General features: G+C 66.0%; 28 protein-coding genes and 3 pseudogenes. 20 read left to right on the top strand and 11 right to left on the bottom strand.

All coding sequences use genetic code 11. The annotated features are described in order from the left end of the window. The first annotated feature begins 166 nt into the window (after nucleotides 1–166). The 4 genes from K6T84_RS05620 (at nucleotide 167) to K6T84_RS05605 (ending at nucleotide 3,866) form a co-directional block, all read left to right on the top strand. Nucleotides 167–679: a DoxX family protein gene (locus K6T84_RS05620; protein WP_057003408.1), complete on the top strand. Its 513-nt coding sequence runs from the start codon at nucleotides 167–169 to the stop codon at nucleotides 677–679. A gap of 62 nt (nucleotides 680–741) precedes the next feature. Further along, the gene (locus tag K6T84_RS05615) at nucleotides 742–1,374 is read left to right on the top strand and encodes a TetR/AcrR family transcriptional regulator (protein ID WP_224863851.1); all 633 of its coding nucleotides are present in this window, start codon (nucleotides 742–744) and stop codon (nucleotides 1,372–1,374) included. Between the two features lie 133 nt (nucleotides 1,375–1,507). Beyond that, nucleotides 1,508–2,422 (top strand): haloalkane dehalogenase, encoded by a 915-nt coding sequence (locus K6T84_RS05610; RefSeq protein WP_224863850.1) that lies wholly within the window; start codon nucleotides 1,508–1,510, stop codon nucleotides 2,420–2,422. A 229-nt stretch (nucleotides 2,423–2,651) separates the two neighbouring features. Continuing rightward, nucleotides 2,652–3,866 carry an MFS transporter gene (locus tag K6T84_RS05605; protein ID WP_224865605.1) on the top strand — a complete coding sequence of 405 codons (1,215 nt, stop codon included), beginning with the start codon at nucleotides 2,652–2,654 and terminating at the stop codon, nucleotides 3,864–3,866. Nucleotides 3,867–3,894: 28 nt separating this feature from the next. On the opposite strand, the gene K6T84_RS05600 is transcribed toward K6T84_RS05605, so the two are convergent. Then, entirely contained in the window at nucleotides 3,895–4,503 is a 609-nt protein-coding gene (locus K6T84_RS05600) for a CGNR zinc finger domain-containing protein (protein WP_224863849.1), read from the bottom strand. Nucleotides 4,504–4,669: 166 nt separating this feature from the next. Here K6T84_RS05600 and K6T84_RS05595 point away from each other — a divergent pair, with 166 nt between their 5' ends. The 5 genes from K6T84_RS05595 to K6T84_RS05575 all read left to right on the top strand — a co-directional run bounded on the left by K6T84_RS05595 (nucleotide 4,670) and on the right by K6T84_RS05575 (nucleotide 8,342). After that, entirely contained in the window at nucleotides 4,670–5,188 is a 519-nt protein-coding gene (locus K6T84_RS05595) for a hypothetical protein (RefSeq protein WP_224863848.1), read from the top strand. 40 nt (nucleotides 5,189–5,228) lie between these two features. Further along, nucleotides 5,229–6,092: an alpha/beta fold hydrolase gene (locus K6T84_RS05590; protein ID WP_224863847.1), complete on the top strand. Its 864-nt coding sequence runs from the start codon at nucleotides 5,229–5,231 to the stop codon at nucleotides 6,090–6,092. Beyond that, on the top strand, nucleotides 6,089–6,775 hold the full coding sequence (locus tag K6T84_RS05585; protein WP_224863846.1) for an alpha/beta fold hydrolase: 687 nt from the start codon (nucleotides 6,089–6,091) through the stop codon (nucleotides 6,773–6,775). Before K6T84_RS05590 ends, K6T84_RS05585 begins: the two co-directional genes overlap by 4 nt. Before the next feature lie 138 nt (nucleotides 6,776–6,913). Beyond that, on the top strand, nucleotides 6,914–7,450 hold the full coding sequence (locus tag K6T84_RS05580) for a carboxymuconolactone decarboxylase family protein (RefSeq protein ID WP_057003414.1): 537 nt from the start codon (nucleotides 6,914–6,916) through the stop codon (nucleotides 7,448–7,450). A gap of 13 nt (nucleotides 7,451–7,463) precedes the next feature. After that, entirely contained in the window at nucleotides 7,464–8,342 is an 879-nt protein-coding gene (locus K6T84_RS05575) for a pyridoxamine 5'-phosphate oxidase family protein (RefSeq protein WP_224863845.1), read from the top strand. Between the two features lie 50 nt (nucleotides 8,343–8,392). Here K6T84_RS05575 and K6T84_RS05570 read toward each other — a convergent pair whose 3' ends face one another. Then, nucleotides 8,393–9,004, bottom strand: a complete 612-nt coding sequence (locus tag K6T84_RS05570; protein WP_224863844.1) for a CGNR zinc finger domain-containing protein — start codon at nucleotides 9,002–9,004, stop codon at nucleotides 8,393–8,395. 151 nt (nucleotides 9,005–9,155) lie between these two features. Between K6T84_RS05570 and K6T84_RS05565 the strand changes: the two genes are divergently transcribed. The 5 genes from K6T84_RS05565 (at nucleotide 9,156) to K6T84_RS05545 (ending at nucleotide 12,538) form a co-directional block, all read left to right on the top strand. Further along, a complete protein-coding gene (locus tag K6T84_RS05565; protein WP_224863843.1) occupies nucleotides 9,156–9,569 on the top strand; it encodes a hypothetical protein in 414 nt (137 codons plus the stop codon). Next, a complete protein-coding gene (locus K6T84_RS05560; protein WP_224863842.1) occupies nucleotides 9,566–9,739 on the top strand; it encodes a hypothetical protein in 174 nt (57 codons plus the stop codon). The genes K6T84_RS05565 and K6T84_RS05560 overlap by 4 nt, the downstream gene beginning before the upstream one ends. A 26-nt stretch (nucleotides 9,740–9,765) precedes the next feature. Beyond that, nucleotides 9,766–10,623: an alpha/beta fold hydrolase gene (locus K6T84_RS05555; RefSeq protein WP_224863841.1), complete on the top strand. Its 858-nt coding sequence runs from the start codon at nucleotides 9,766–9,768 to the stop codon at nucleotides 10,621–10,623. Between the two features lie 62 nt (nucleotides 10,624–10,685). Next, complete coding sequence (locus tag K6T84_RS05550) at nucleotides 10,686–11,591, top strand: MOSC domain-containing protein (RefSeq protein ID WP_224863840.1); 906 nt, start codon at nucleotides 10,686–10,688, stop codon at nucleotides 11,589–11,591. Further along, nucleotides 11,591–12,538, top strand: a complete 948-nt coding sequence (locus K6T84_RS05545; protein WP_224863839.1) for a PDR/VanB family oxidoreductase — start codon at nucleotides 11,591–11,593, stop codon at nucleotides 12,536–12,538. The genes K6T84_RS05550 and K6T84_RS05545 overlap by 1 nt, the downstream gene beginning before the upstream one ends. A 195-nt stretch (nucleotides 12,539–12,733) precedes the next feature. Here K6T84_RS05545 and K6T84_RS05540 read toward each other — a convergent pair whose 3' ends face one another. After that, a complete protein-coding gene (locus K6T84_RS05540; protein WP_224863838.1) occupies nucleotides 12,734–13,585 on the bottom strand; it encodes an SDR family oxidoreductase in 852 nt (283 codons plus the stop codon). A 39-nt stretch (nucleotides 13,586–13,624) separates the two neighbouring features. Next, entirely contained in the window at nucleotides 13,625–14,248 is a 624-nt protein-coding gene (locus K6T84_RS05535; RefSeq protein ID WP_255612426.1) for an SDR family NAD(P)-dependent oxidoreductase, read from the bottom strand. Nucleotides 14,249–14,431: 183 nt separating this feature from the next. On the opposite strand from K6T84_RS05535, the gene K6T84_RS05530 reads away from it, so the two are divergent. Next, a complete protein-coding gene (locus K6T84_RS05530) occupies nucleotides 14,432–15,055 on the top strand; it encodes a TetR/AcrR family transcriptional regulator (RefSeq protein ID WP_224863837.1) in 624 nt (207 codons plus the stop codon). A 145-nt stretch (nucleotides 15,056–15,200) separates the two neighbouring features. Here K6T84_RS05530 and K6T84_RS05525 read toward each other — a convergent pair. The 4 genes and pseudogenes from K6T84_RS05525 to K6T84_RS05510 all read right to left on the bottom strand — a co-directional run. Next, nucleotides 15,201–15,704, bottom strand: a pseudogene (locus K6T84_RS05525) (IS1380 family transposase); the annotation flags it as partial. 51 nt (nucleotides 15,705–15,755) lie between these two features. Further along, a pseudogene (locus K6T84_RS05520) lies at nucleotides 15,756–15,908 on the bottom strand (L-histidine N(alpha)-methyltransferase); the annotation flags it as partial. Nucleotides 15,909–16,171: 263 nt separating this feature from the next. Next, nucleotides 16,172–17,023, bottom strand: a complete 852-nt coding sequence (locus tag K6T84_RS05515) for an inositol monophosphatase family protein (protein WP_224863836.1) — start codon at nucleotides 17,021–17,023, stop codon at nucleotides 16,172–16,174. A 3-nt stretch (nucleotides 17,024–17,026) separates the two neighbouring features. Continuing rightward, nucleotides 17,027–17,854 (bottom strand): DUF5919 domain-containing protein, encoded by an 828-nt coding sequence (locus K6T84_RS05510; protein ID WP_224863835.1) that lies wholly within the window; start codon nucleotides 17,852–17,854, stop codon nucleotides 17,027–17,029. Between the two features lie 256 nt (nucleotides 17,855–18,110). Between K6T84_RS05510 and K6T84_RS05505 the strand changes: the two genes are divergently transcribed. From K6T84_RS05505 to K6T84_RS05490, 4 genes are all read left to right on the top strand, one after another. Continuing rightward, on the top strand, nucleotides 18,111–18,455 hold the full coding sequence (locus K6T84_RS05505; protein WP_224863834.1) for an SCO3933 family regulatory protein: 345 nt from the start codon (nucleotides 18,111–18,113) through the stop codon (nucleotides 18,453–18,455). An 89-nt stretch (nucleotides 18,456–18,544) separates the two neighbouring features. After that, nucleotides 18,545–19,948: an FtsK/SpoIIIE domain-containing protein gene (locus tag K6T84_RS05500; RefSeq protein ID WP_224863833.1), complete on the top strand. Its 1,404-nt coding sequence runs from the start codon at nucleotides 18,545–18,547 to the stop codon at nucleotides 19,946–19,948. Nucleotides 19,949–20,028: 80 nt separating this feature from the next. After that, nucleotides 20,029–21,558 carry a replication initiator gene (locus K6T84_RS05495; RefSeq protein ID WP_224865603.1) on the top strand — a complete coding sequence of 510 codons (1,530 nt, stop codon included), beginning with the start codon at nucleotides 20,029–20,031 and terminating at the stop codon, nucleotides 21,556–21,558. After that, nucleotides 21,558–21,833, top strand: coding sequence for a hypothetical protein (locus tag K6T84_RS05490; protein WP_224863832.1), 276 nt, complete (start codon nucleotides 21,558–21,560; stop codon nucleotides 21,831–21,833). The genes K6T84_RS05495 and K6T84_RS05490 overlap by 1 nt, the downstream gene beginning before the upstream one ends. Nucleotides 21,834–21,878: 45 nt before the next feature. Here the strand turns inward: K6T84_RS05490 and K6T84_RS05485 are convergent, their stop codons facing one another. The 3 genes from K6T84_RS05485 to K6T84_RS05475 all read right to left on the bottom strand — a co-directional run bounded on the left by K6T84_RS05485 (nucleotide 21,879) and on the right by K6T84_RS05475 (nucleotide 23,983). Beyond that, nucleotides 21,879–22,277, bottom strand: a complete 399-nt coding sequence (locus K6T84_RS05485) for a hypothetical protein (RefSeq protein ID WP_224863831.1) — start codon at nucleotides 22,275–22,277, stop codon at nucleotides 21,879–21,881. 104 nt (nucleotides 22,278–22,381) lie between these two features. After that, a complete protein-coding gene (locus K6T84_RS05480; protein WP_224863830.1) occupies nucleotides 22,382–23,821 on the bottom strand; it encodes a recombinase family protein in 1,440 nt (479 codons plus the stop codon). Nucleotides 23,822–23,830: 9 nt separating this feature from the next. Continuing rightward, nucleotides 23,831–23,983 carry a hypothetical protein gene (locus tag K6T84_RS05475; protein ID WP_225401296.1) on the bottom strand — a complete coding sequence of 51 codons (153 nt, stop codon included), beginning with the start codon at nucleotides 23,981–23,983 and terminating at the stop codon, nucleotides 23,831–23,833. Nucleotides 23,984–24,473: 490 nt separating this feature from the next. Here K6T84_RS05475 and K6T84_RS05470 point away from each other — a divergent pair. Beyond that, nucleotides 24,474–25,864, top strand: a pseudogene (locus tag K6T84_RS05470) (hypothetical protein); the annotation flags it as partial.

Raw genomic sequence — 25,864 nt, 5'->3', positions numbered from 1 at the left:
GAGCACCCAGTGCCGCCGCCGGTCGACAGCCTGAGGCATGCCCGATCCCCGGCACGCACGGTGCGATCGTGGGGACAGCGCTCCGGCGACGCCGTGTAACGCCAAAGCCCCTCGCCGACACCACCAGACACCGACGAAGAAGGCTTCACGAGAAAGGAACAGCGCAATGAGGAACATCGTGATCCGGGGCGTCTCCGTTGCCGCCGGATTTCGGCCGGCATACGGTCGCGTCGCTGACGCGCTGAGCGACCTTGGCTGGCTGGCGAATCTGGTACTGCGACTCACCATCGGTTTCATGTTCTTCAGCGGTGCCATCGGCAAGCTTGGGGATCTCACGTCGTTCACGAAGATGTTCGCCGACCTGGGCATCCCCGCGCCCGCGTTCCTCGCCGCCGTTACCGCGGTGGTCGAATTGGTCGGCGGGGCGGCACTGATGTTGGGTCTGGGCACCCGCGTGGTGTCACTGGTGCTGGCCGGGGACATGGTCGGCGCGCTGATCACAGACATCGGCCCGGGCCTCGCGCAGAAATACCCGGGTTGGTGGGATTTTTTGAGCAATTTGTTTTACGCACCGGAATGGCTGCTGGTGGGCCTGCTGGCGTGGCTGGTCTGCGTTGGATCCGGCAAGGCCGGCCTGGACGGTCTACTCGCCCGACGTACCCCCGGCAACGCGGCCTGACCGCGAAGTCGAATCGGGGTGGCACCGCAGCCGACCTTTGTCCTTCACTTACCGTAGATGTCATGGCCACCGAACCCGCGCCGCCGCGCGCCACGGTCGCGACCACCGAGCGGGGCCGACGCACCCGGGCAGCCATCATCGACGTGGCGGCCACGATCATGTACGAGAACGGCGTCGCCGGAACCTCCCTCGACGACATCCTGGCCGCGTTGGGCACCGGCAAATCGCAGCTTTACCACTACTTCAGCGACAAATCAGAATTGGTCGCCGCGGTGGTCGAACGCCAACTGGAGCGAGTGTTGGCCAACCAACCCAGCCTCGCGCACGTCGACTCTCTGAAGGGCATTGAGCGCTGGGCGCGTGAGGTCCTCAAGGTGCACCGGCAACCCGGCGGTCCGTTCGCCTGCCCCCTCGGCATGCTCGCCGCGGAGTTGAAGAACGACCCGGCGTTTCGCCCGGCCCTCGCCGAGGCGTTCCGCTCGTGGGAGAAACCGCTTGCCGAGGGCCTGCGCACGATGCGTGCGCGCGGTGAATTGGGCCCACGGGAGAACCCGGACCGGTTGGCGGCCAGTCTGATCGCCGCGCTGCAGGGCGGCATGTTGCTCGCCCGGATCAGCGGAGACGTCACCACCCTGCGCGACACCTTGAACGCGGCGGTGGAGAACATTCGCCACCGAGTCCTGCCGCCGAGCTGATCACGATGCGTGCCGGACGACTCCGGCAGCACGCCCTGGGCTCACCACAATCAAAACTGTACTTGACAGTACAACTCGGTTCGGCCATGGTGGTGATGCACGCCAACGGTGCATCGATAGGGACGGAGCAGCTTTGGAGATTCTTCGCACCCCCGACCAGCGTTTCGCCGACCTTGCTGGCTATCCGTTCCAGCCCCACTACGTCGATGTTGCCAGCGGCGATGGCAACACCGCGCTGCGCGTGCACTACGTCGACGAGGGACCTGCTGACGCGCCGCCGGTACTGCTGCTGCACGGCGAGCCGTCGTGGTCGTTTTTGTACCGCAAAATGATTCCGGTGATCGCCGGCGCGGGTTTGCGCGCAGTGGCGATCGACCTGATCGGCTTCGGTCGCAGCGACAAACCAGCCAGTCGTGACGACTACACCTACCAAGCTCACGTCGACTGGACCCGCGCCGCCATCGAAGCGACCGGGCTGACCGACATCACACTGGTGTGCCAGGACTGGGGCGGGCTGATCGGATTGCGCCTGGTCGGTGAAGATCCCGACCGCTTCGCCCGCGTCGTGGCGGCCAATACGTTCCTTCCGACCGGAGATGCCCATCCCGGCGAGGCGTTTCTGGCGTGGCAGAAATACAGTCAAGAGACGCCCAACTTCGATGTCGGCAAGATCATCAGTGGCGGCTGCATGACAGCGCTCACGGACAGTGAGATCGCCGCCTATGACGCGCCGTTTCCTGATGACACCTACAAGGCCGGCGCCCGGCAATTCCCGATGCTGGTGCCCACCAGCCCGGACGATCCTGCCGCTGCGGCAAATCGGGCCGCATGGGAGTCTCTGCGCGAATACGACCGACCGTTTTTGTGCGCTTTCTCCGACCAGGATCCCATCACCCGTGGCGCCGACAGGGTGTTGCGTTCGCTGATTCCCGGTGCGCACGCCTACGAACCCGTCACGATCACCGGTGCCGGGCACTTCCTCCAGGAGGACAAAGGCCGCGAACTCGCTTCCGTTGTCGCCGCTTTCATCGCCGCGACGCCGCGATGAAGCCCTACAGGAGCGCAATCCCTCGTGCGCGCACCAAGCGGTGAGTCGTAAGGTGGTGGACGGCAACGAGGACGACGACGGCCAACTGCAAGCGGTGGCCGGTGCCACATCAGCACGACCGCGGCGTTGCGCTTTGGACGGATCGCGCCCGTCGGATCTGTGCGAGCCAAACGAGCAGCGTGCTTCGCCGATCGCCGAACCGAGGAAGAGACGCGGCTTTCCGGCAACGTTGTCGCGGACGCCGGGAATCGCGGAGTCGACCAATCGCGCGCAACTTGGTGTCTTCGCGGTATTCGCGGCTCATGCTCTCGTGTTTTCGTCGTGGGTGCCCCATATCTCTCATGTCAAGAGCGACTTGGGTCTGTCCGACGGCGAGCTGGGCGATGCCCTGTTGGGTGCGCCGTTGGGTGCTTTGCTGGCGACGGTGCTCTGCGTCTGGGTGTTGCCACGCTGGGGGAGTCACCGTCTGGTTCCGGTGACGGTGGCCGGCTACGCGGCGTCGGGACCCCTGCTGGGCCTTGCTGGGTCGGAGCTGGAGCTCTTTCTGGCGCTCACGTGCGTCGGTTTCTTTTTGGGCGGACTGGATGTCGCGATGAACGTTCAGGCCGGCGCCGTTGAGCGTCTCGCCGCGAGCCCGATCATGTCTCGCTTCCACGGGTTGCGCAGCGTCGCCGTGCTGCTGGGGGCATTGATCGGTGCGGCGTGCGTGAGCGCGGACGTGGGCCTGGCCGCCCAGCTGACCGTTGTCGGCACCATCGTCGTTGTTGTAGTCCTGCCGCTTTCGCGAGGTTTGCCCCGCGACGCGGCACCCAGCGTCGGCAAGCGAACCGAACGGCCCGGGCATATCTGGAAAAGTCCGACCGTGATGATCTTGTCGGCCGTCGCGTTCGCGTCATTTCTGTGTGAAGGATCCGCATCTGACTGGTCAGGCGACTATCTCGGCCGCGTCGTCGGCGCAGCGCCCGCCGTGGCCGCGCTCAGCTACGTGCCATTCACCTTGGTGATGGCCGCGACGCGGTTGGGGGGCCCCCGACTGTACAAGTATGCATCCATCCGCTGGCTGCTGCCGACGTTGGCGCTGTTCGCCGCCGCGGGTCTGTGCGTAACGCTGGTAACCGCCAACCTTACGGCGACCTTTGTGGGATTTGCCGCTTTAGGCGCCGGCGTGGCGCTGCTGGTGCCCGCCGCGATGACGGCCGCATACTCCCCGAGTGACGCGGGTACCGCGATTGCCTTGGTCGCCGCCATCGGCTGGGTCGGGTATCTCATCGGTCCACCGTTGATCGGCCAACTGGCCCAGCGGGCCGGGCTGACCGTAGCGCTGATCACCGTCCCCGTCATGATGACGCTCGTAGCGATCGCGATCCGATTCACCCACGCTTTCGACGCCGCCGACGCATTTCCTGCGGACAAAGTCAACCACGAACGCGGGGAGCCGAATTGACCCGAAGGTCAACCTCGACTCCCCAGCGCTAGCCGGAGGTGTCGATGCGGCGGTGGTAGTGGCGAGCGACGCGGGCCCGGTTGCCACATATGTTGGCGGTGCACCAGTTGCGGCGCGGATTGGTGGCCAGAAAGAGCATGGAGCAGTCCGGGTTGGCGCAGCGTCGCAACTGGTCGCGGTGGTGGGTATCGGTGAGCACGGTCATGGCGTCCGTGGCGATCGCCGCGAGCGCGGGGTTTCCGCCGTATTCGACATGCCAACGGAGACTGCGCCGCAGCCCCCCGGCGACTACGTCCAGTCGCGTGCTAGCGGGTGCCGCCGCGGCGGCGGCGTTGAGGTCATCCAGCGAGGCGGTTGGCGGCACGCGGTTCTCGAGGAGGGCGTCGAACGAGTCGCGAACTGCGTGGCGCAGCCGGCGGGTGGCAGTGACATCGGGGATGGGCGCGTCGGGAGGCAGTCGCGACGACTGCAGCTGCCACCACAGCCGCAGCTGGTCGGGATCGGACAACAAGTCGGTGGCAGGCTCGGTGACAGTGACCAATGTGTCGGCCAGGTCGACCGAGATCGACGGTTCGCCGCCCATCGGAAAGCCCGCCTGTTGCAGCGCCTGCAACGTCGGCCCGGTCTGGATCCTCACCCGGCCATTTTAGGCGTGTAGTGACGTCCGACCGGTACTCCCTGATCGCGAGAAATGCCTGCTGGGAGCCCGCCGCACTCGGTCGCCCTCAGTTGACTAATGTATTACAGTAGCATTTACGCATTAAGGTATCCAGTTTGACCACCGGCCATGAAGGAGTTTTGTTATGACGGTCGACTCACTATTCGTTGCGCGCGGTCGAGACTGGACCTGGCGTGGTGTCGTGGCGGCCACGCTGGTCGCCGCGATCGGCGATGCCGCGCTCGCCTTCATCGCATACGTGCTGATCGCCCATCGGTTCAACTTCGAGACACTGTTGCAGTACATCGCCAGCGGCCTGCTCGGCGCGTCGGCGTTCACCACCGGCGGCGGCGGAATCGGCATCGCGGCACTGGGGTTCGCCATCCACCTGGCGCTGGCGGCCGTCTTCACCCTCTTCTACGCGCTGGCCATCGCACCCCAGGTGCACACCCTGCCGACAGGCGCCTCGGTTGGAGCGGCCTACGGCGCAGCGATCTGGGTGTTCATGAACGCCGTGGTCCTGCCGTTAGGCCACGCAGCCGGCGAAACGTTCTTGAGCGGTTACTACCTGGCCTTCCTCGTCGATCACGCGCTGCTGGTCGGATTGCCGATCGCCGTGATTCTGCACGTCTTCGTCCGTCGCCGCGCTGCTGCGCGCGCCTAGTTCCCCTCCACCCCAACCACAGTCGAGGAGCACCGATTTCATGCCCGCCATCCGCCACCACAGCCTGACCATCGACGATCTGCATGTCTTCGTCCGCGAAGCCGGAAACCCGCAGCACGCCACGGTGGTCCTGCTTCCCGGCTACCCGTCGAGTACCCGCGCCTACCTGCGCCTGATCGACCGACTCGGCGAGAAATGGCATACCGTGGCCATCGACTACCCGGGCTTTGGCCTGTCGGACCCGCTGCCCGAATCCCCCACGTTCGACCGGCTCGCCGAGGTCACCGGCATGACAATCGACGCGCTCGGCATCAAGGAGTACGCCCTCTACATGTTCGACTTCGGCGCCCCGGTCGGATTCCGCATCGCCCTCGACCATGACCAGCGAGTGGCGGCGATCATCACCCAGAACGCCAACGCCTACACTGATGGATTCGGCCCCGGGGTCAAGGCGCTCGCCGACTGGTGGGCCGACCGCGCCGCCGGCCAACCCGCCGTCGACCACTTCGTCAGCCTGGCCGGCACCCAGCTGCAATGGCAAGCCGGTGCCCGAGACCCAGAACACGTCGACCCCGAACACGCCCTTAACGATCAACGTGTCTTAGACCTGCCCGGCCGCGCCGCCTACATGAAAGCGCTGTTGTGGGATTACCAAAACAACCCGCCACGCTACCCCGACTGGCAGGCCTGGCTGCGGGAGCGCCAACCCGCCCTGCTGGCGATCTGGGGTGCACGTGACCCGTTCTTCATCCCCGCCGGCGCCCAGGCATATCGCAACGACGTGCCCGGCGCCGAAGTGGTCCTGCTAGAGACCGGGCACTTCGCGCTGGAAGAAGAACTCGACGAAATCGCCACGCACATCAACAAACTGATGGGCACCACTCTTGGGGCAGCATCCCGATGACAACCGACACAACCTTCGTCTTGGTCCACGCCGCGTGGGCAGACAGCTCCAGCTGGGCGCCAGTCATCCATCAACTACAGAGGCGCGGCCACAACGTCATCGCAGCACCACTACCTCTGACGTCGTTCAGCGAGGACACCGCAGCGCTCAACCGAGTTCTCGAGCGAGTCCAGGGGCACACCGTTCTCGGCGGTCACGCTTACGCTGGCGCGGTCATCGGAGCGGCAAACACCGAATCAGTGAGGGCTTTAGTCTACGTCGCTGCAATCGCACCCGAAGAAGGTGAAACCGTAGCCAGTCTGTTTCACCGTGCGCCTGCCCATCGTCTCGCTCCTGCCCCGGAGCCGGATCGCCACGGCCTAATTTGGCTGCTGCACAGCGTCTTCGCGGCAGCATTCGCGCAAAACGCCACCCCCGAACAACAGGCCATGCTGGCCGCAGTCCAGCGTCCCCTATCACCAACATGCATCACCGCGCCCGCCCCGCGGCCAGCCTGGAAAGACCGCCCAAGCTGGTTTCTCATCGCCGAAAACGATCGCATGATCGCCGCAGAAACCCAACACTTCGTCGCTACACGTATGAACGCAACCATCCACACCGTCGATGCCGACCACCTACCCATGCTGACCGATCCCGACAGCGTCACCGAGATACTGCTCGCCGCCGCCAACCACCCCCAATAAACCGCACCCACAAGCAGTTCACAAACATGGCGGTCAAATGATACAGAGCCGCAAGCATTTTGATTGTCTACTACAACTTCTAATAGAAACAACCAGTCAGACCCGTGAGGACGGGTCGGGAGAGAAAAGGGAACCATCATGACCGACTTCGCCCCCGTCGAGCCCGAAACCGCCGCCGGTAAGGCCGCTGAGCTGCTCGCACAGGTCCAGAAATCGCTGGGAATGACGCCCACCATGACCAAGGTGATGGCCAACAGCCCCGCTCTGCTGCAGGGCTATCTGGCGCTGTCCGGCGCGGTCGCCGGTGGCACGCTGAAACCCGCTGTGCGCGAACGCCTGGCGGTCGCCACCGCGCAGCTCAACGGCTGCGAGTATTGCCTGTCGGCGCACACCTACATCGGCGCCAACATCGCCAAGGTCGACGCCGACGAACTCGACCGTGCGCGTCGTGCCGAATCGACCGATGCACATGTGGCGGCGCTGCTCAGACTGTCCAATACCATCGCCGAGAATGCCGGCGATGTCGACGACGTCGACGTTAAGACGGCCCGCGAGGCCGGGGTAACCGACGAGGAGATCGGCGAGATCGTGGCCAATTTGGCGCTGAACATCCTGACCAACTACTTCAACGTCTTGGCCCATGTCGACAACGACTGGCCCGTGGTCTCGTTGTGAGCCCGAGAGGGCCATGACCACAAGCGACCAACGCCGGCCCGCCGCTGTGGGATTTCACAGCGGCGAGCTGGCCGTCCAACAGCACGCCGGCGTGCAAGCCCAGGCCGCTCGCCTGGCGCGAATGGTGGGCCCGGGTGAACTTCGCGCCGGCATCGCCGCCTTCTTCGCCGACGCCACCTTCGCCGCCGTCACCGCCCGTGACCCAACCGGTCGGCTCTGGACCGCGCCGCTGATGGGACCACCCGGGTTCGTGTACGCGGGTGGGCCGAGCACCCTGCGGGTCGGCACATCGTTGCCCAGCGCAGACCCGCTGCACTCGCTGCCCACCGGGCAACCGGCCGGTATCATCGTCGTCGACTTCGCCACCCGGCGTCGGGTCCGGATCAACGGCGTCCTCACACAATCCGGCGAGGCCGGGTTGACCCTCGACGCCGAGCAGGCCTACGGCAACTGCCCGCAATACATCCAACAGCGCCACATCGACGTCGACGAAAAGCCCCGCCACCCGGCCCGCAAAGTGGCTTACAACGGAGAACTATTGCGGGAAAACGATATTCGCCTCATCCAGTCGGCGGACACGTTCTTTCTCGGAACCACCCACCCCGAATCGGGCAACGACGCCTCGCACCGCGGCGGCCCCGCCGGTTTCGTCCGCGTCACACCCGAGGGCCTGTGGTGGCCCGACTATCCGGGCAACAACATGTTCAACAGCTCAGGCAATCTGGCCGTGGACCCCACCGCTGCGTTGTTGTTCGTCGACTTCCGCACCGGCAACACACTGCAACTGTCTGGCACCGCCGCCCTGGCCTGGGACGCGCACGTCGAGGGCGACGACGGCGAAACCGGACGAAGTGTGCAATTCATCCCCCAGCACGTCGTCGCCACCCAGTGAGACCCACGGGCAGTCGATGTTCGCCCGGCGCTGGTGGGTGCAGGTCGGGATCACTCGGTGGTCGGGGTCGGGCGGGTGCGTTCGTAGTGACGAGCGACGCCCGCGCGGTTGCCGCAGATGTTCGCGGTGCACCACATCCGGCGTTTGTTGGTGGCGAGGAACAGCATCGAGCAGTTCGGGTTTGCGCAACGACGTAGCGTCTGCCGCTTTTTTGGGTCGGTGATCAGCGCGATGGCGTCGGCGGCGATCGCGGCCAGGGCGGCGTCTCCGCCGTATTCGGTGTGCCAGCGGGTGCGGCAGCTGAGCTGGTTGTCGACCACTGCCAGGCGTGGGGTCAGCGGGACCGACGCGCCGGCGGCGTTGATGTCCTCGATGGACGTCGGTTGCGGCAGCCGATGTTGCAGGTGGGAGTCGAAGAGGTCGCGGATGGCGTTGCGGAGCCGCCGCGTGGCGACTGGGTCGGGCGTCGGGCTCGCGGGAAGTCGTCCGGCTTGCAGCCCCCACCAGAGCGCTGCCCGGGTGGGCTCGGCGATCAGGTCGATGGCCGGCTCGGTCACGGTGACCAGGGTGTCCACAAGGTCCAGCGCGATGGACGGCTCAGCGCCCACGGGGAATCCGGCTCGCTGCATCTGGTCGAGCGATGGCCGCCAGCTCCTGGTCATATAGCCGTCTTACCCATGCGTTGACGGGCCCTTGAAGGGTTGTGTTCACAGGTTAGCCGACAGGACTAATGGAAGGTTGGCCTTGCCAAGCATTGACTAATGCGTCATAGTCAAACAAACCCATTAGGATTCGAGATTTCAGGAATACGCCATGAGCACCCAAAAGCGCACGGTCAACCAGACATCTTCACGTCCGGCAGCCGCCACGGCCGCTGTCGACAATTCCGTGCGTGCTCGGATGCGGCCCTGGCAACGGATCGTCGTGGCCACCGTGGCCACCGCCGGTGGCGATGCGGCGTTCGCCTTCGTGGCCTACGTGTTGGTCGCGCACCGCTACAACTTCGAGAGCCTCCTCCAGTACATCGCCAGCGGCCTGGCCGGCGACGCCGCCTTCACCTCGGGATGGGCCGGTGTTGGTTACGCCGCGCTGGGTCTTGGGATGCACCTGGCACTGTCGGCCGGCTTCGTCGTCGCCTACGCCATCGCGATCGCCCCCGGGTGCGCACCGCGGCGGCCGCCGTTACGGTCGGCCTGGCCTACGGCGCCGCGATTTGGCTGTTCATGAACACCGTCGTTCTGCCGCTCGGTCGGTCCGCGCACGAGCAGTTCCTCAACGGCTACTACATCGCCTTCCTCATCGACCACGCGCTGCTGGTCGGACTGCCGATCGCGCTGATCCTGCTCGGCGCTGATGCCACCACCCCGGCCGGCCGCCGGCCGTCCACCACCCGCTGACCCCCACCACGACAAGGAGCACCACGATGCCCGCAATCCGTCACCGCATACTCACCATCGACGGCCTGCAGGTCTCCGTCCGCGAAGCCGGCGACCCCGACCGGCCCACACTGGTGCTGCTGCCGGGATACCCGTCGAGCGCCCGCGCCTACGTCCGCCTCATCGATCGCCTCGCGCCCAACTGGCATACCGTCGCTATCGACTATCCAGGCTTCGGGCTTTCTGACCCGCTGCCGGAGCCGCCGACCTTCGACCGCCTGGCCACGGTCACCGCCGCCGCCATCGACGCCCTCGGCATCCAGGACTACGCCCTCTACATGTTCGACTTCGGTGCACCCGTGGGCTTTCGGATCGCGCTGGATCACGACCGGCGGGTCCGCGCGATCGTCACCCAGAACGGCAACGCCTACACCGACGGCTTCGGACCCGGCGTCGCCGCGCTGGCCGACTGGTGGAACGACCGCGAGTCCGGCCAACGTGCTGTCGATGAGTTCGTCAGCCTGCCTGGCACCCAGATGCAATGGCAGGCCGGTGCCCGCGACCCCGAACACATCGATTCCGAGCAAGCCTTCGCCGACCAGCGGGTTATCGACCTGCCCGGGCGCGCCGACTACATGAAAGCCCTGCTCTGGGACTACCAGAACAACCCGCCCCGCTACCCCGACTGGCAAGCCTGGCTAGGGCGCCGCCAACCCAAACTGCTGGCCGTGTGGGGCAAGAACGATCCGTTCTTCATCCCCCCCGGAGCCCAGGCTTATCAACGAGACGTGCCCGACGCCACGGTGATCCTGCTTGATACCGGCCACTTCGCCCTCGAAGAGGAAGCCGACGCGATCGCCGACGCCACCGCGAAGCTGCTGCACAGCACCTTCGCGGGGAGCTAGCGCATTCTTCACACCTACGTCGCCGCTGCATCCTCAGCTGCTACCGAAAAGGACGGCACGCGATGCCCGCAACTCGTGACCGCACCGACCGCAGGATCGGCAGCGCTGCGGCGTCTGTTCATGAACTTGCGGTCTACCCCCTCAAAGGACTCACTGCTCAAACGGTGTCCTCGGTTGCTGTGCACGCCGGACACGGTTTTCCCCATGATCGCGAATGGGCATTAGCCAGACCGGACGGCGAATACCGTTGTGGCAGCGACAAGGCCGTCCACAAGAGCAATTTTTTCGTACTACTCAAAGAGGATCGACTAGCTGGTGTCACAACATATCTCGATGTCGACACCCAAATCCTGGAAGTTAGGGTACGCCAGCACGTTGTGTTAGTCGCAGATGTGACGACATCAGCGGGTAAGCGAGCGGTAGAGCGGTTCTTCGCGCGGATGCTCGACTGCCCGGATGAAGCAGGGCCGATCCTGGCGCGCGAACCCGATCGTCGGTTTACCGACGCGGCAATCTTTTCGGACGCCTTCATGAACGCGGTGTCGGTCATTAACCTCGAGTCGATCCGCGATCTCTCGCGCAGAAGCGAACACGACATCGACCACCGTCGATTCCGTGCGAATATCTATATCGAAGGAACGCCTGCTTTTGCTGAAGCTGCGCTCGTCGATAAAGATTTTTCCATCGGTGCTGTCCGGCTGCGAGGGCTGGCAGCCATTCCTCGATGCGCCGCAACTGAAGTCAATCCATCCACGGCGGCTCGCGACCTGGCCGTCCCCAAGTTGCTCGTTGAACACTACGGTCACGCCAACTTCGGGATCTGGGCCGAGGTAACGAAAGGCGCGGTGCTGCGCCAAGACGACCCGGTCATGATCGCTTCGTGCGACGACAATGATCTGGCCTCGTGCTCCCGGGGAGTTCCTTCCACAGACCTCGTATCGAGGCCCGCAAGAAAGACGGTGCCCTAGTGGCCGAACCGGAAATCGCCGTGGTGATCGCGACCAAGACGCGTCTGGCAGAATCGATCTGGCGTTTCGAGCTCATACCGGACGGGCTGCAGGCCCTCGCGCCTTTCACGGCGGGAGCGCATATCACCGTTCGCACACCAAACGGTTCGGTACGCAGCTACTCACTGACCGATCCACCCGGCCGTGACGACCGCTACGCCATCAGTGTGAATCGTGACACGACCGGACGTCGAGCGTCAGTCGATCTCATCGATCAGACCAAACAAGGTGACCGGCTGGTAATCTCACCGCCGCGCAACACATTCCAATTAGTACCGTCACCCACCTATCTCTTCATCGCCGGAGGAATAGGTATCACAGCCATACGCAGCATGGCGTTAGAGGTTGTGAAGACAGCCGGCACTTGGGGGCGGTTCATCTACCTGACGAAGACTCGGGCTAATTCGGCCTATCGTGATGACGTGCTTCAGCTGCCCCCCAGGCTGGAGAGCCTGGTGCACCATAGCGACACCGACGGCCGGTTCGATCTGTGGCCGTATCTTGCCGAACCCAAGGACACCCACGTCTATTGCTGCGGGCCGACCGCATTGATGGACGATGTCCGCGCCCTCACGATGCACTGGCGACCCAGCCGCGTGCATTTTGAAAATTTCCAGGGAGTCAACTCTCTGGGCATGTCAAGCTCGCCGTTCTCCGTAGCGTGGCAGCCGACCAATCAAACCATCGACGTGGCGTCTACCCAGACGCTACTGGACGCTCTGCGTTTGGCAGGACTACCAGTCAAGTCATCGTGCGAAAGCGGCACATGCGGCACATGCAAGTTGCGTCTCGTTTCCGGCCAAGTCGACCATCGCGATGTTTACCTTGAGGAAGCCGAACGTGACAGCTACCTGATGCCGTGCGTTTCTCGAGCCACGAGTGAAGCGCTTGTCGTAGGACCACCCTGATCAATGAAACCAGTCGCTGCAATGCAGGTAGCCGGCATGGATCGAAAGCTGCCTGTGCTAGTGCACCTTTGCCGGTAGTCGGCGGTCCGCCAATTCGTGGCGGCAGGGCCTCCGCGCAGCGATGCCTGCGATGCCGATGGGCTGGATATGGCTGACCGGAGCGTATGAGGTGTCCCGTAGCGGCGTTTGCCCAGCTCAGGCGAACACGGGTGCGTATTCGGCGATGAAGGCGCCCAGGCTGCGTGGCGCGGTGCCGGTGAGCGTCGCCACGTCGTCGGTCAGCCATGCCGCATCGCCCTCGGCGATGAGCCCGAACGCCTGGGCGTTCGAGGACGCCACCGCTTCGGGAACACCGGCCGCGATCATCACGGCCCGATGCTCGTCGGGTCCGATCCGGCGGTACTCGACCTCGTGTCCCAGCGTGGCGGTCAGTTCTTTTGAGATCTCGGCGTAGGTGATCAGGTCGGGGCCGCTCAACCAGTAGACGCAGCCCGCGTGCGCGCTCGGCGCGACGGCGACCGCGGTCGCGCCGGCGGCGACGTCCCGGGCGTCGATCATCCCGACCTGTCCGTCGCCGGCCGACATCACAAAGCCCCCCGTCTGCCGGATCACCGGCGCCATCGCGAGCAGGTTCTGCAGGTACGCATTGGGCCGTAGCAGTGTGTGCGCCAGGCCGGTGGACTCCAGATGCGCCTCGATCCGCGCCTGGCCCCGCCGCCGCTCGACCGGGGAATCGGACGACGCCTTACTGCTGACCTTGACAATGTGCCTCACCCCCTGCCGGACGGCGCTGTCGATGACCGCGATCTCTTGGACTGGCGCGGCCGGGCTCACCAGGATGACGGTGCAGATACCGTCCAGGGCCGCGTCGAGCGTGTCCGGACGATCGAAATCGCCGATGACAAACTCGATCTCGCCGTCGAGTGCATCGCGTTGCGCCACGCGGGACGGGTCACGGACCAGTGCCCGGGTGGGATGGTGCCGCGCGGACAGCAGTCGTACGGCCTCTGATCCGACGTTGCCGGTCGCGCCGGTGACAAGAATCATGATGTTCCTTTCGAATGGGGTCAGCTGCGCACGAGGCGGTCAGAGCGTGGCGACTCGGCCCGCGTCAACGGCGAGAACGGTTCCGGTGATCGGCCGGGCTTCCTCGCCGGCGAGGTAGGCGATAACGCGGGCGACCTCGCCGGGCTCGTTCGGGCGACCGAGCGGGCTGGCGGCGGCGAGGGTGTCGAGCATGTCGCCCATGCTCTGGGTGACCTCAGTGCGGCTCGGTCGGAGCGCGACGGCGTTGACGCGCACACCGGCCGGTCCGAATTCAGCAGCCCACGAGCGGGTCAACGCCTCCAGGGCCGCCTTGCTCGCCCCGTAGGCGGCCATGCCGGCAGCGCCCCGTGCGGCGACCATGGTGGAGACGTTCACGATCGCTCCGTGACCGCGTGCGGCCATCGGCGAGGCCAGTGCCGCGGTGAGGAAGAACGAGGCGCGTACGTTCACCGCGTTCATCGCGTCGAACGCCGCGTCGGTGGTCTCGGCGGTCGGTCCCAAATCCCAGCAGCCGGCGTTGTTGACCAGCACGTCCACCTCGCCGGCCTCGACGGCCAGGCGTCGCACCTCCTCGGGTGCGGCCAGATCGGCGCGGATGAAGCGCCGGCCGGTCTCGGCGGCGATTTCCTTGCCGCGGGCCTCGTCGCGGCCGGTGATGATCACGGTGGTACCGCGCTGGCTGAACAGTTGCGCAGTCGCCCGCCCGATGCCCGAGGTTCACCGGTGATCAGCACCGGTGTCAAGTCAGTACTCATCCTGTTACTCCCGCCTAAAATGGATTGAGGTATCCAATCTAGGCGCGATAGGATTGGATAGTCAAGTCCAGTCCAGTCTTGAAGGGGTTCGATGCCGACACGCGCGGTGCCTCGGGAGGCGCCCAGCACCCGGAAAGGGCGCGCGACGCGCGAGCGGATCGTCGCGGCCGCGGCCGACCTGATGTACCGGCACGGCGTCGCGGGCACCAGCACCCCCGCCGTCCGCGACGCCGCCGGGGTCAGCTCGTCGCAGATCTATCACTACTTCGCCGGCAAGGACGACCTCACGCGAGCGGTCATCGAGTTCCAGGCCGAGGCGATCATGTCCCATCAGGCGCCGTTGCTGGCCATCGACAGCCTCGAGGCGCTGCGGGCCTGGTGCGACGTGGTGGTCGACGTCGCCCGCCGGCAGAACGGGGCCGGGGGCTGTCCGCTGGGGAGCCTGTCCAGCGAGCTGTCCGACGATCATCCGTGGGCGCGCGAAGCGCTGGCCGCCGGGTTCATCGCGTGGTCCGAAGCGATTCGCGCCAGCCTGGCCGCCATGGTCGACAACGGAACCCTGCGGCCGGAGGCCGACGCCACCGCGCTGTCCCTTGCCCTGCTGGCGGCGCTGCAGGGCGGGCTCGTCCTCGCGCAGGCCCAACACGACACCAGCGCCCTCGAAGCCGCCCTGGACGCTGTGATCACCCACATCCACGACTACGCCGTACGGTGATGCAGCGCCCGCGTTGACGATGGGTCAGCTGCGGATCGCGGCGGCTTCGCGGGTGGACTGGCGCTGGCTGAACAGCTTGTAGGCCAACCGAACTGGAGCCGGTATGACCTGCATCAACGTGTGCCGTTCGGCGTCATCGGTTTCTTCGCCAGCTGTCGAACAAGGTGGCCTGCCCTTGTTCGCTGCTGGGATTGCGGTCGGGGATGCGGCGCACCACCAACCGGCCCGGAACCTGCTCGCCGGTCTTGCGGGAGCAGAACGCGCTGAATTCGATCCGGCGACCTCGGCGCGTGAAATTCACTGTCGAGCGTCTTCGTCGGAGATCGTGTCGGTGTATGCGATGGGAATCCCGGCATAGCCGCCGATCGGGGCGGTGGCGGGCCTTGACCTTGGGGTCCAGCCGCACGGTGACCGATACGTCGGCGCCACCGCGTAGCGCCGCCGCCACGGTCGGATAGCCGTAGAACGCCGAGTCCGCCCGCAGCAGAGGCCTGGCCGTCGCCTCCGGTCAGTGCGGCCGCGCCACAGTGGCCAGGGTGTCACCGATCATCCGGGCCGCCCCACGTGGGGAGCCACATGCCCCTTTGCGCAATCGCTGGCCGGTGATCACCGGGGCCGACTGGTCGGTGGTGACCGTGGTGATCAAGGCGCACATCGCACAATCCCTGCGGTGCGCTTCGGCCGGCACGCATGGCGACTGCTTCACCGCCAGTGCGAGACCGAAGTCGCCGGCGTCGTCGGTCCAGCACCGGGTGCGCTCCAGCCCGACGGTGGCCAGTTGGGCGGACACCGCTTCGGATCGGAACTTGCACGAAACTTCGGTGAGCATCTCCTCGCCGGCGGTGAACTCGATAGCAGTAAAGAAAGTTCTCACAGCCGAGGTCAGGGTCAGTTTCTCGGGGTGCCACGCAGCCGGTGACGGTGCCAGCACCCTGGGCGCAGCGTGAGTGCTGGCTGTCTTGCTCGTGGGGTCCGCCCTGGCCGTGGGCGGGGGTGTGTTGTGGCCGGCGGACACAGGGTGTAGCGCAGCGACCGGCGCGGACGGGAGCGCCAGCGGACGGTAGCGCAAGGGAGCGGAGCGAAGCCCGGAGGGAGCCGGCCACCAGCGCAGTGTGGTCAGCGTGGTTGGGCGGTGAGCTGTGTGAGTTGGGCGGCGATGGCTGGGGCGGCGGCGAGGGTGCTGGCACCGGTGGCGGTGTGTGGGTGTCCGCTGAGATCGGTGACGGTGGCCCCGGCTTCGCGGGCGAGGAGAACTCCGGCGGCGGTGTCCCAGGGCTTGTTGGTGTCGAGGATGGCGGCGTCGGTGAGGCCGGCGGCGACGAATGCGAGGTCGATGGTGGCGGCACCGAACATGCGGATGCGTTCGACGGCGGGGATGAGTGCTGCGGTGATGGCCAGGCGCCGCCGATTCTTCGTCTCGGCGTTGTCGCCGGTGGCGTAGTCGTTGATGCTGACGATGGCCTTGCGCAGGTCGGTGGTGTTGCGTACGCGGGTGGGTTGGCTGTTGCAGAAGGCGCCGCCGCCGCGGGTGGCGTGGTAGGTGCTGTTGAGGGCGGGGATGGCGGTGACGGCGACGGCCGGCTCACCGAAGCAGGCCAGGGCCAGTGAGACCGCATGTAGGGGGATGCCGTGGGCGTAGTTGCTGGTGCCGTCGATCGGGTCGAGCACCCAGGCAAGTGGGGCGTCACTGAACTCGGCTGGGGTGATCTGCGGCAGGGCATCGTCTGCGATCTGGCCGGTCTGTTCTTCGCCGAGAAACACCGTCTCGGGTGTTGCGGCCGAGAGGTGGCGCATGACGGCCTGCTGAACGTGGAAGTCGGTTTCGGTGACGATGTCGCGGTCGGTTTTGTCGGTGATGCGGCCTGGCCCGTGCGCGTCGGCCAAGGTGCGGGTGCCGATGGACACCGCCTGCAAGGCGATCTGCTGATAGCGGTCGAGCTGGGCGCGGTCTGGAGTTGGGCTGGTCAACGGTTACACCTCGTTTCCGGTGGCCCAGGCGTCGGCGAAGACGGTGGCGAATTCGGTGAACAGATCCGGTGGTGCGGTGGTGGGTCGAAGCACGAGTGCGGGTGATTCGGTGCCGCGTGCGGTCGGTAGGTAGAGCTGGACGAGCGCCAGTGAGTCGTCGACCACCATGATATGGAACCGTAGCGGCGCATCGTAGGTGCGCAACTGCAACCGGTGCGCCATCTCGGCTGGCAGGTGGCGGCGGGCGCGTTTGAGAGTGTCGATGTTGGTTGCGGTCAGCTGCGACAAGACTCCGGCAGCGTGAGCTTCTTCGGCTTCTCGGTCGCTGACGTAACGGCTGTAGGGCTGCAAAAACAGGCATTGCAGCTCAAGACCGCCGTCAAGCGCTGCCCGCAGCTGCCGGTCGGAGACCGATTGCACGACCTGGTTCAGTGATAACCCCATGACCTGCACTCGCGTGGCTTCGGCCAGTATTTCCGCGGGCGGATAGGCACGCGTCAACTCCGCGCGGGATACGAATGCGTCGATGATGCCGTGATCGGCCACCGGCAACGCCGCCTCGGCTTCGCCACCATCGACTGTCACCGCCGTGGTGGGCGTATTGGTTGGTCCCAGGTCCGGCCAGATATCCCATACGGGAACTTCGAGGGCTTGCGCGACAGCGTAGGCGGCTGCCCGGTTGATCGGTTCCCCTTTGAGCCAGCGCCGGATCGACTTCATCGACACCCCGGCCTTGCTGGCAAGCTGCGGCACGGTCATCTGCTTGGCAGCGAGGGCATCGGTGAGCCGGGCACCGGACGCGGGATCGCGGATGGACGTCGATGCTGCCATGGCCCCCGGTGTTCCTCCCCAGTGATCGGCGGATCGCGGCATTCACAGTAGCGAACGCGGCCACATCTGACGCCGAAATCACCCCCGGACACCTCGCCGATGGGTGCGTGTCTGCCCGGTGTCCCTATCTGTCCATCCGGTGGCCGTAGATGTCCACCTGATGGGGCCGATATGTCCGCGGTGAACTGCTGAAGTGAAGGGGTGCAGCGAAACCCGTTGCACGACAACAGTTAGCAACCGCCCATGGAGGTGCGACATGCGTTTGAAACTCGATACATCAACGAGCCGTTTCATCGTGACCAAGCCGGCCGAACCGCGACTGAACTTCGACACCGGAAGCCCGAAGATCGATCCGGCAACCGGGGCGCAGCTGTATTCGATTCAGCTGCTCGCCCTCGATGACACCGGTGGTGAAGTCCTGACGGTCACCGTGGTCGGTGATCCGAAAATTGCCGTGACACAACCGGTCTCGGTGTCCGGTCTCGTGGCGATCCCGTGGAGCCAAGGAGACCGCAGCGGTGTGGCATTTCGCGCGGAGGCGATCGGCGCCGCCGACCCGGCCACCGGTGTAGCGAAGTCACCGAGCCAGCAGGGCCGCTAACAACCAGGGGCCAGGCCCGGTTGCGCGAGCGGGTGCGACCGGGCCTGCCCCGTCATCCAGCCAACGATCTTTGAAGAAAGCGTGACATCATGTCGAATACATCCCATCCCACCGGCCGCCGCGGTAATCCTGAATCAGCTGATTCCGACTGGTTCGGCGAACTCATTTCTTCGCTGCTGACCGCTACCGGTTACCTGCTGTGGTGGGCGATCCTGTTTCCCGCCGTGAGCATCCCGGTCGTCATCGCGATCTGGATCGGAGCCAGCCACGGTCCCCGCGCGGGTTTTGCGGCCGCATCGTTTGCCGCCGCGGCTTATGTCCTGTGGGCGATCCTGGACCCGGGCACGTTCGATGCGTGGGTGATCGATCCGGTCCGGCAACGCTGGGGGTCGTGGTCGCGGTATCGCCACAACTGGGAATCGGTGTGCACCCTGCACGGGCTGGCCACGAAAACCGGTGATCGCGTGCTGGTTCCGCAACTTTGCTCGGTGCGCATCGGCCGCGGTGTCGATGTGCTGGTCGTGCGGGTGGCCACCGGTCAATCGGTCAACGACTGGCACAAGCAGACCGCGGCGTTGGCGGCAACCTGGCGCGCTGACCGCCTGGCGATCCGCCCGACAACCCCAGGAGAGCTGCGGGTGACGATCATGCGCGGCGACGTGCTGTCCAACCCGGTCCGGCTGCCGGTGCCGACCCCGACAACGCCGGTCGATGCGAGTGCGGTCCGCGTCGGGATCACCGAATCCCGACGCTGGTGGACGTTGCCGGTTCTCGGTAACCACATCCTGGTCGCTGGGGCTACCGGAGCGGGCAAGGGCTCGGTGCTGTGGTCGCTGATCGCAGGGCTGGCACCCCAGGTCAACGCCGGGCGGGTTCGGTTGTGCGTGATCGACCCCAAAGGCGGCATGGAACTGGGTGCGGGCGCGCCGATGTTTTCGGTGTTTTGCACCGACGTGTCGGCGCGAACTGTGGAGATGCTGCGCCAGCTGGCGGAGCTGATGCAGGCCCGCGCCGCCCGGTTGCGCGGACACACCCGTCTGCACACCCCCACCGTCGCCGAACCGCTGTACGTGGTGATCATCGACGAGATCGCCGCGCTGACCGCCTACGTCACCGATCGCAAGCTGCGCGCCGAGATCGAACAACTGCTCGGGCTGCTGTTATCCCAGGGGCGGGCGGTCGGCATCTCAGTGATCGCCGCGGTGCAAGACCCGGCCAAAGACACCCTCCCTGTGCGCCAACTGTTCACCGTCCGGGTCGGGCTGCGCATGACCGAAGCCACCCAGACCGCGATGGTGCTCGGCCAAGGCGCCCGCGATGCCGGCGCCGAATGCGACCTCATCCCCGACGCCACACCTGGGGTCGGGTACGTGATGATCGACGGCACCGCCGACCCGCTACGGGTCCGGGCCTTCCACGTCACCGACCGCGACATCACCGCGTTGGCCCGCACCTTTCGGGCACCACGCCCCGGCGACCAGGGAAACCGGTGAACACCGTAACGACGCAAGACCCGGTGATCGTGCTGCCGGGCCTACCCACCACCGTTGATACGGATGCCGTGATCGGCCAGATGTGCCGACGTGCCTCCTCACCCGGTTTCGAGACGTGGTGGCGGCGGGTGGAATCGGTCGGCTACTGCGCCCACCCGATCCAGCTGGTCGGCGACGACACGGCCGGGCGCCGGCATACGGTGTGGACGCGCTGCAACAACCGGCGCGCCGCCGTCTGCCCGTCATGCGCCGATTTGTATGCCCGTGATACCTGGCAGCTGGTGCACGCCGGTGCCGCCGGCGGCCACCATGACGTACCCGCGCAGGTTGCCACGCATCCGCAGGTGTTCGCCACGCTCACCGCACCCGGCTACGGGCCCGTGCACAACGCCACCGGCACCACCTGCCACACCCGGCAATCGGGCGGCGCGACGGAGCGTTGCCCACACGGTAATCCACTACGCTGCAACGTGGTTCACGGCCTCGGTGATCCGGCCGTGGGCCAAGCATTGTGTCGGGACTGCTACGACTATCTGGGGCATGTGCTGTTCGCCTGGCATCTGCCCGAACTGTGGCGGCGCTTCACCATCACACTCCGACGCGCCATCTCTGCACATCTGAAAGCCATTGGGATATCTGCGGATTCGGTGCGAGCCAGTTTTGTCAAGGTGGTGGAGCTGCAAGCGCGTGCCATCCCGCACATTCACGCACTGATCCGCCTCGACCCACCCGGTGATCTCGCCACCACCGCATCGGGTGACCACATCAGTGACAGCCCCGCCGCCGCGTGCGGTGGTGGGGAGCCCCGTCGCATCACCGGCCAGCACCCCGGCTGGTCGTCACCGATCGCCGCCACCGAACTGACCGCCCTGATTCACCAGGCCGCCGGCCGCGTCCGCGTCGAGCTCCCCGCCGACGACGATCACCCCAACCAAGGGGTGCACACACTACGGTTCGGCACCCAAATCGACACCCAAGCATTGACACCCGAAACAACCACGGCCGCATACGATCCCGCCACGACGGGAACCCCCGCAAGCGCATCGCCGCGGCTCTCACCACGCCGGGTCGCCGCATACTTGGCGAAGTACGTCACCAAATCGTTGCACGACTTCGGCATCACCGCCCGACGCCTGTCCGCCGAAGCGATCGGCGAGCTGGCCGTCAGCGACCATGTGCGGGCCATCCTGGCCACCATCGCCGAGCTGGCCGAACACGGTAGTGGCGCGTTGGCGGGGATCGGGCGCTGGCTGCACACCCTCGGGTATCGCGGACACATCACCACCAAATCCCGGCACTACTCCACCACCATGGGTGCCCTGCGCACCGCCCGCGCCACCTGGACGCGCCAACAGATGACGAAAGACATAACGGAACGGAACGCAACGAAACCCGTTAACGAAGCGACCGCTACTGGCCGGGAATCCCACGAACCGATCGACCCCGATGCGGTGGCCTGGGCGTTCGACCACGCCGGACACGGCAGCGCCGGTGAGCACGTCCTGGTCGTCTCCGCAGCCCTGCGCCACATTGCCGCCCGTATCACCGGTATCACCGAAACCCGAACCGCCGCAAGAAGCATTCCACCCACGTCACCAGGCGGCGGGTAATGGTCGCCACACCCGCCGACGACAGTATGGGCCGCGACCACCCCGACGGCCCGCAACTGCATGAGAGGCCCGAGTTCGTCGCCTGGCTGACCGCATCATGTGAACGAAACAACGTCCCGGTCACCGTGACCGATCCCACCGTCATCGCCCGAATCGCCACCCTCCTCGGTGCCGGCTGCCCGGCCGGATCGACGCCCCGCACCCGCCGCAGGGGCTGCGCACGGCCGATATCCACACCGAAAACCCCAGAGGCGCCGGAAGCGATGACGGCATGATCCAGAACTGCCCTGCCGATCGGGTGCCGGCACACCAAACCCAGATCAGGAGCGCAGCGGGCGCAGAACGCCGACCGCGCTGGACAGCCCGAAGACGGCGATGGTGCCGATCTGGTCGATCGGCAGATGGAAAGTTCCGGTCGGCGGTGCGCCAAGACACCGGATAATGGAACTGGTGACAACAGTGATCGAGCCCACCTCGCGACTGCGCTGGGCAGGGGAATAAGAAAGGAAGCAGGGATGCGATACGTACCCGGAGGCGCCGAGATACAGGTTGGCGTAACGCTCTTCGTCGGAAGAAGCCATACCGAGATCGCTCGGCTGATCGCCTTCGACCACGGCTGGAAACTGTTCGGCGACCAGGTTATCGACGGCGATGGTGTCGTGATCGCTGAAACCCTCGAAGAACTCGGCCGCAAGACACTCGCCATGGGCTGGTTCCATCCGAGCGGAGCACACATCAACTGGCATCACTTCGGTGGCACGAAGGAGCTCAACGCGCAGACGGTACGCGACCTGCGTACCTGAGCCGGTCGCGTGCAGCGCACCTAAATGCGCCAATACGGTTGTACGCGGCCAATATCCAAACTGCGTGAGCCAGGCGTCCCCGGTGCGATCACCGCGTGATCCAACACCGCTTTGACGATCGCCTGCTGACGACCCAGGTCCAGATCAGCCCACCCCGTGCGCAGTATCCCTCCGGTGCCAGCCAGCTCGAACACCGCCGTGGTATCGGTCGCCGCAGCAATATCCCGGCGGGCTGCGGTGATGCGGTCGGTGATCGGATCACGCGCTGCGATCCACTCTCGGGCGGTAATAGCACCCTCGGCATACAGCCCGGCCAACTCATCCAGACGGTCCTGGCACGCATCGACTTGGGCCGCCAACGCGGTCACATCGGCATCAGCGGTGGCTTTGCCGGCCAAAACGTCGGCCAACTGCGGTGAATCCAGCCGCGCCAACACCGCCTCGGTCAACAGTTCCTCGACCGGGGCGGCGACCACCGTCAACCGGCCACACCCGCCATGATCCGGCCCCTTCAAACACACATAGCGGCGCGTCCGATTATCGGGATTGCTGTGCCGGGCTTGGGAATACAGCCGGTTGCCGCAGCGCCCGCAGCGCAACATCCCTGACAACAAATACGTGCGGGCGGTGCGGGATTTGGTCACCGACCGGGCTGCCATGCGCGCCAACACCCGATCTCGCTCTGCCGGGGTGATGATCGCCGGCCATACCGCCGCACCGATCACCTCCCCTCGGTGCTCGCGCAACCCGGCGATACGACCCGAGGACAACACCTGGCGCACCGCCGAAGTCTGCCACGACCTCGCCACACTCGGGGCGATCTGCGACTCGTTGAGCCAGATCGTCAGCGACCGCAGGGATTGGCCGGCCAGGTACCGGTCGACCATCTCACGGACCACGGCGGCCTCCGATTCGCGCACGGTGATCTTGTCGGCTTCATACCCGAACGGGCGTGCTGACCCGTGCGGCAACCCGGCCTGCGCGTTCTGCAACATCTTGCGGCGGATACGAGCCGACTTGCGCCCCGATTCCTTGGCGGCGAACGCGGCGAAAATCCGGGCCATGAACAACCCGTCATCATTACCGAGATCGATGTCGGCGGTCACCGTCGCAACATCGCGCACCCCCACCGACTCGCACAGCGTGACGAACTCCTCCAACTCCACCGGACGCCGATGCAACCGGTCCAAGTTGTAGACGATCACCGCATCACGAGCGCCGCCGGCAAGGTCAGCCAGCATCCGCGCGTACTGGCGGCGCGGCTTACCGGAAAACGCCGACACATCGTTGTCGACATACTCGGCCCCGACCGGCCAACCCCGATCAGCAGCGAGTTTGCGGCAATCCTCCAACTGCCGTGCCACCCCCAACCCCGTGCCCTCCGCGTCCGAGGAAATCCGGGCATAAATCGCCGCCGAGCACACCCCGACACGCTGACCAGTGGTTTTCCTTGCAGACATGAGGGTAGTTTAACAACGTATGACCTTGGACAGTTCGGTTCCGCCGCCGTGCTCCCAGTGGGTGATGTGGTGGTGCACCATCACGGTGGTGTACTGGCCGTGGGGGCGGCGGCCGGCTTCGGTGTCCCATCCGGTCTCGTGAAAACTGAATCCGCGCAGCACGCGGAGTATGCCATCCCGGAGCTCTTCGACCGACCGCCGCCGACTCGGCGCTCCTGGTCAGTTCCGGCACGATCTGGACGGCGCTGACGCCGCGTGTTGAAGATCTGGCGGGCCTCTCGAGCATCGGCTTCGGCGGCCCGGGTTCTGGGCTGCCGCAGTTCGGCGGCCATGCCCCAGTCTCCGCTGTCAACGATGGTTTCGCGGGCCTGGGGATGCTGTGTCATCACTGAGATGATCTGCGGATGGGTCAATAAAAGAGCGTGACACCTGAGGTTTGTGACCGCCGAACGCCGCTACGCATAGACAAGAAAACCACATGTCAAACCGTACAATCCGAGCGTCGATGCATCAAAACGTACTATCCGTATGTCAAGGCCGAGAAATTTGACTTTCGGTATTTTCTTGCTAGCTTAGCTCACACTGAGTGTTCGGTTACGGGGTTGGTGCGGCCAGTGCGGTAGGCGCCTTCTTGGCGTTCGGGTTGGGGCCGATGGCTGCGGCTCCTGCGGCGCAGGCCGAGTTCGATTTCTTCGGTCTGGATCTGGACTGGCTGTCGTGGGACACGGCCTGGTGGGATGCGGGGTCGGCGGCGTTCACGCTGCCTGATGGCAGCCCGGACAGTTGGGTGGAGTTCGACACCCAGCTCTACGACATGCTCTACACCCCGATTCAGTCGTTCTTGGACGACCCGGCCAGCGCGGGCCTGTTGAATCTGATCAACATGCCTTTCGCCGGTCTGGGCGGCGCGTGTGGGTTGATCTGCAACGGCGCCGACGCGCACCTCGATGACAACGGTGACTTGGTCGCTGCGCAGAACGGCGGCTGGCTGTACGGCAATGGTGGTGACGGCTTCGGTGGTTCCGACGGTGGGGCTGCCGGGATGTTCGGCGATGGTGGTGCCGGAGGCGCGGGCACCGATGACGACGTCACCGGTGGCGTCGGGGGCGCCGGTGGCTGGCTGATGGGTAATGGCGGCACCGGTGGCAACGGTTACGACGCGGCTGCCGACGCCAACGCCCTGGCCGGTGCCAGTGGCGGTAGGGGCGGTAACGGCGGTAACGGCGGGGCGCAGGGCAACGGCGGTGACGGTGGCCAGGGTGGCAACGCCGCGACGGGCGCCGCGGGAGCGCTCGGTGTCGACGCCGGCGACGGTGGCACCGGTGGAAACGGCGGCGACGGCGGCGCTGCGGGCAGCGGCTTGAGCGGACTGACCGAGGGCGACGGAGGCAACGCCGGTAACGGCGGTGCCGGCTACGACGCCGCGGCCGACGCGAACGCGGCACCGGGCACATCCGGCACCGACGGCGGCAGCGGCGGCAATGGTGGTGTGGGTGGTTCCGGCTTCAACGCCGGCAACGGCGGCCTGGCCGGTGACGGCGGCAACGGCGCCGCCGGCGATGCGACCACCCCCGACGGCGGCAACGGCGGTGACGGCGGCAACCCCGGTACCGGTGGCGCGGCGGGCACCGCCAACGGTGGCAATGACGGCACGGACGGGACCTCACCGACCGGCCCGCAGGGCCACGGTGGTGATGGTGGCGCAGGCTATGACCCGTCCACCGATGCCAACGCACTGACCGGCGCCAGCGGCGGCAACGGCGGTGACGGTGGTAACGGCGGCGACTACGGCGACTACGGCGATGGCGGCAACGGCGGCAACGGCGGCACCGGCACCGACGGCGTCGACGGCCACGTCGACAACAACCAGCTGATCGATGGCCAGACCGGCGGTTCCGGCGGCAACGGCGGCAACGGCGGTGACAGCGGCGCGATCGCCGGCAACGCCGGTAACGGCGGTAATGCCGGCAACGGAGCCAACGGTGGCAACGGTGAGATCGGCCAACCGACCGACCCCGGTCCCGGTGGCGGTGCCGGCGTCGG

The organism is Mycobacterium zoologicum (assembly GCF_020181635.2).
Classification (GTDB): domain Bacteria; phylum Actinomycetota; class Actinomycetes; order Mycobacteriales; family Mycobacteriaceae; genus Mycobacterium; species Mycobacterium zoologicum.
This window is presented reverse-complemented; position numbering and strand designations above follow the sequence as displayed.

Bases quoted from the DNA above. Each gene is read 5' to 3' on its own strand.
- K6T84_RS05550 (WP_224863840.1), top strand. From the start codon at position 10,686: ATGCCCGCAACTCGTGACCGCACCGACCGCAGGATCGGCAGCGCTGCG.
- K6T84_RS05615 (WP_224863851.1), top strand. From the start codon at position 742: ATGGCCACCGAACCCGCGCCGCCGCGCGCCACGGTCGCGACCACCGAG.
- K6T84_RS05585 (WP_224863846.1), top strand. From the start codon at position 6,089: ATGACAACCGACACAACCTTCGTCTTGGTCCACGCCGCGTGGGCAGAC.
- K6T84_RS05495 (WP_224865603.1), top strand. From the start codon at position 20,029: ATGTGCCGACGTGCCTCCTCACCCGGTTTCGAGACGTGGTGGCGGCGG.
- K6T84_RS05590 (WP_224863847.1), top strand. From the start codon at position 5,229: ATGCCCGCCATCCGCCACCACAGCCTGACCATCGACGATCTGCATGTC.
- K6T84_RS05530 (WP_224863837.1), top strand. From the start codon at position 14,432: ATGCCGACACGCGCGGTGCCTCGGGAGGCGCCCAGCACCCGGAAAGGG.
- K6T84_RS05505 (WP_224863834.1), top strand. From the start codon at position 18,111: ATGCGTTTGAAACTCGATACATCAACGAGCCGTTTCATCGTGACCAAG.
- K6T84_RS05480 (WP_224863830.1), bottom strand. From the start codon at position 23,821: ATGTCTGCAAGGAAAACCACTGGTCAGCGTGTCGGGGTGTGCTCGGCG.
- K6T84_RS05490 (WP_224863832.1), top strand. From the start codon at position 21,558: ATGGTCGCCACACCCGCCGACGACAGTATGGGCCGCGACCACCCCGAC.
- K6T84_RS05580 (WP_057003414.1), top strand. From the start codon at position 6,914: ATGACCGACTTCGCCCCCGTCGAGCCCGAAACCGCCGCCGGTAAGGCC.
- K6T84_RS05540 (WP_224863838.1), bottom strand. From the start codon at position 13,585: ATGATTCTTGTCACCGGCGCGACCGGCAACGTCGGATCAGAGGCCGTA.
- K6T84_RS05485 (WP_224863831.1), bottom strand. From the start codon at position 22,277: ATGGAACCAGCCCATGGCGAGTGTCTTGCGGCCGAGTTCTTCGAGGGT.
- K6T84_RS05595 (WP_224863848.1), top strand. From the start codon at position 4,670: ATGACGGTCGACTCACTATTCGTTGCGCGCGGTCGAGACTGGACCTGG.
- K6T84_RS05555 (WP_224863841.1), top strand. From the start codon at position 9,766: ATGCCCGCAATCCGTCACCGCATACTCACCATCGACGGCCTGCAGGTC.
- K6T84_RS05510 (WP_224863835.1), bottom strand. From the start codon at position 17,854: ATGGCAGCATCGACGTCCATCCGCGATCCCGCGTCCGGTGCCCGGCTC.
- K6T84_RS05565 (WP_224863843.1), top strand. From the start codon at position 9,156: ATGAGCACCCAAAAGCGCACGGTCAACCAGACATCTTCACGTCCGGCA.
- K6T84_RS05620 (WP_057003408.1), top strand. From the start codon at position 167: ATGAGGAACATCGTGATCCGGGGCGTCTCCGTTGCCGCCGGATTTCGG.
- K6T84_RS05575 (WP_224863845.1), top strand. From the start codon at position 7,464: ATGACCACAAGCGACCAACGCCGGCCCGCCGCTGTGGGATTTCACAGC.
- K6T84_RS05560 (WP_224863842.1), top strand. From the start codon at position 9,566: ATGAACACCGTCGTTCTGCCGCTCGGTCGGTCCGCGCACGAGCAGTTC.
- K6T84_RS05570 (WP_224863844.1), bottom strand. From the start codon at position 9,004: ATGACCAGGAGCTGGCGGCCATCGCTCGACCAGATGCAGCGAGCCGGA.
- K6T84_RS05500 (WP_224863833.1), top strand. From the start codon at position 18,545: ATGTCGAATACATCCCATCCCACCGGCCGCCGCGGTAATCCTGAATCA.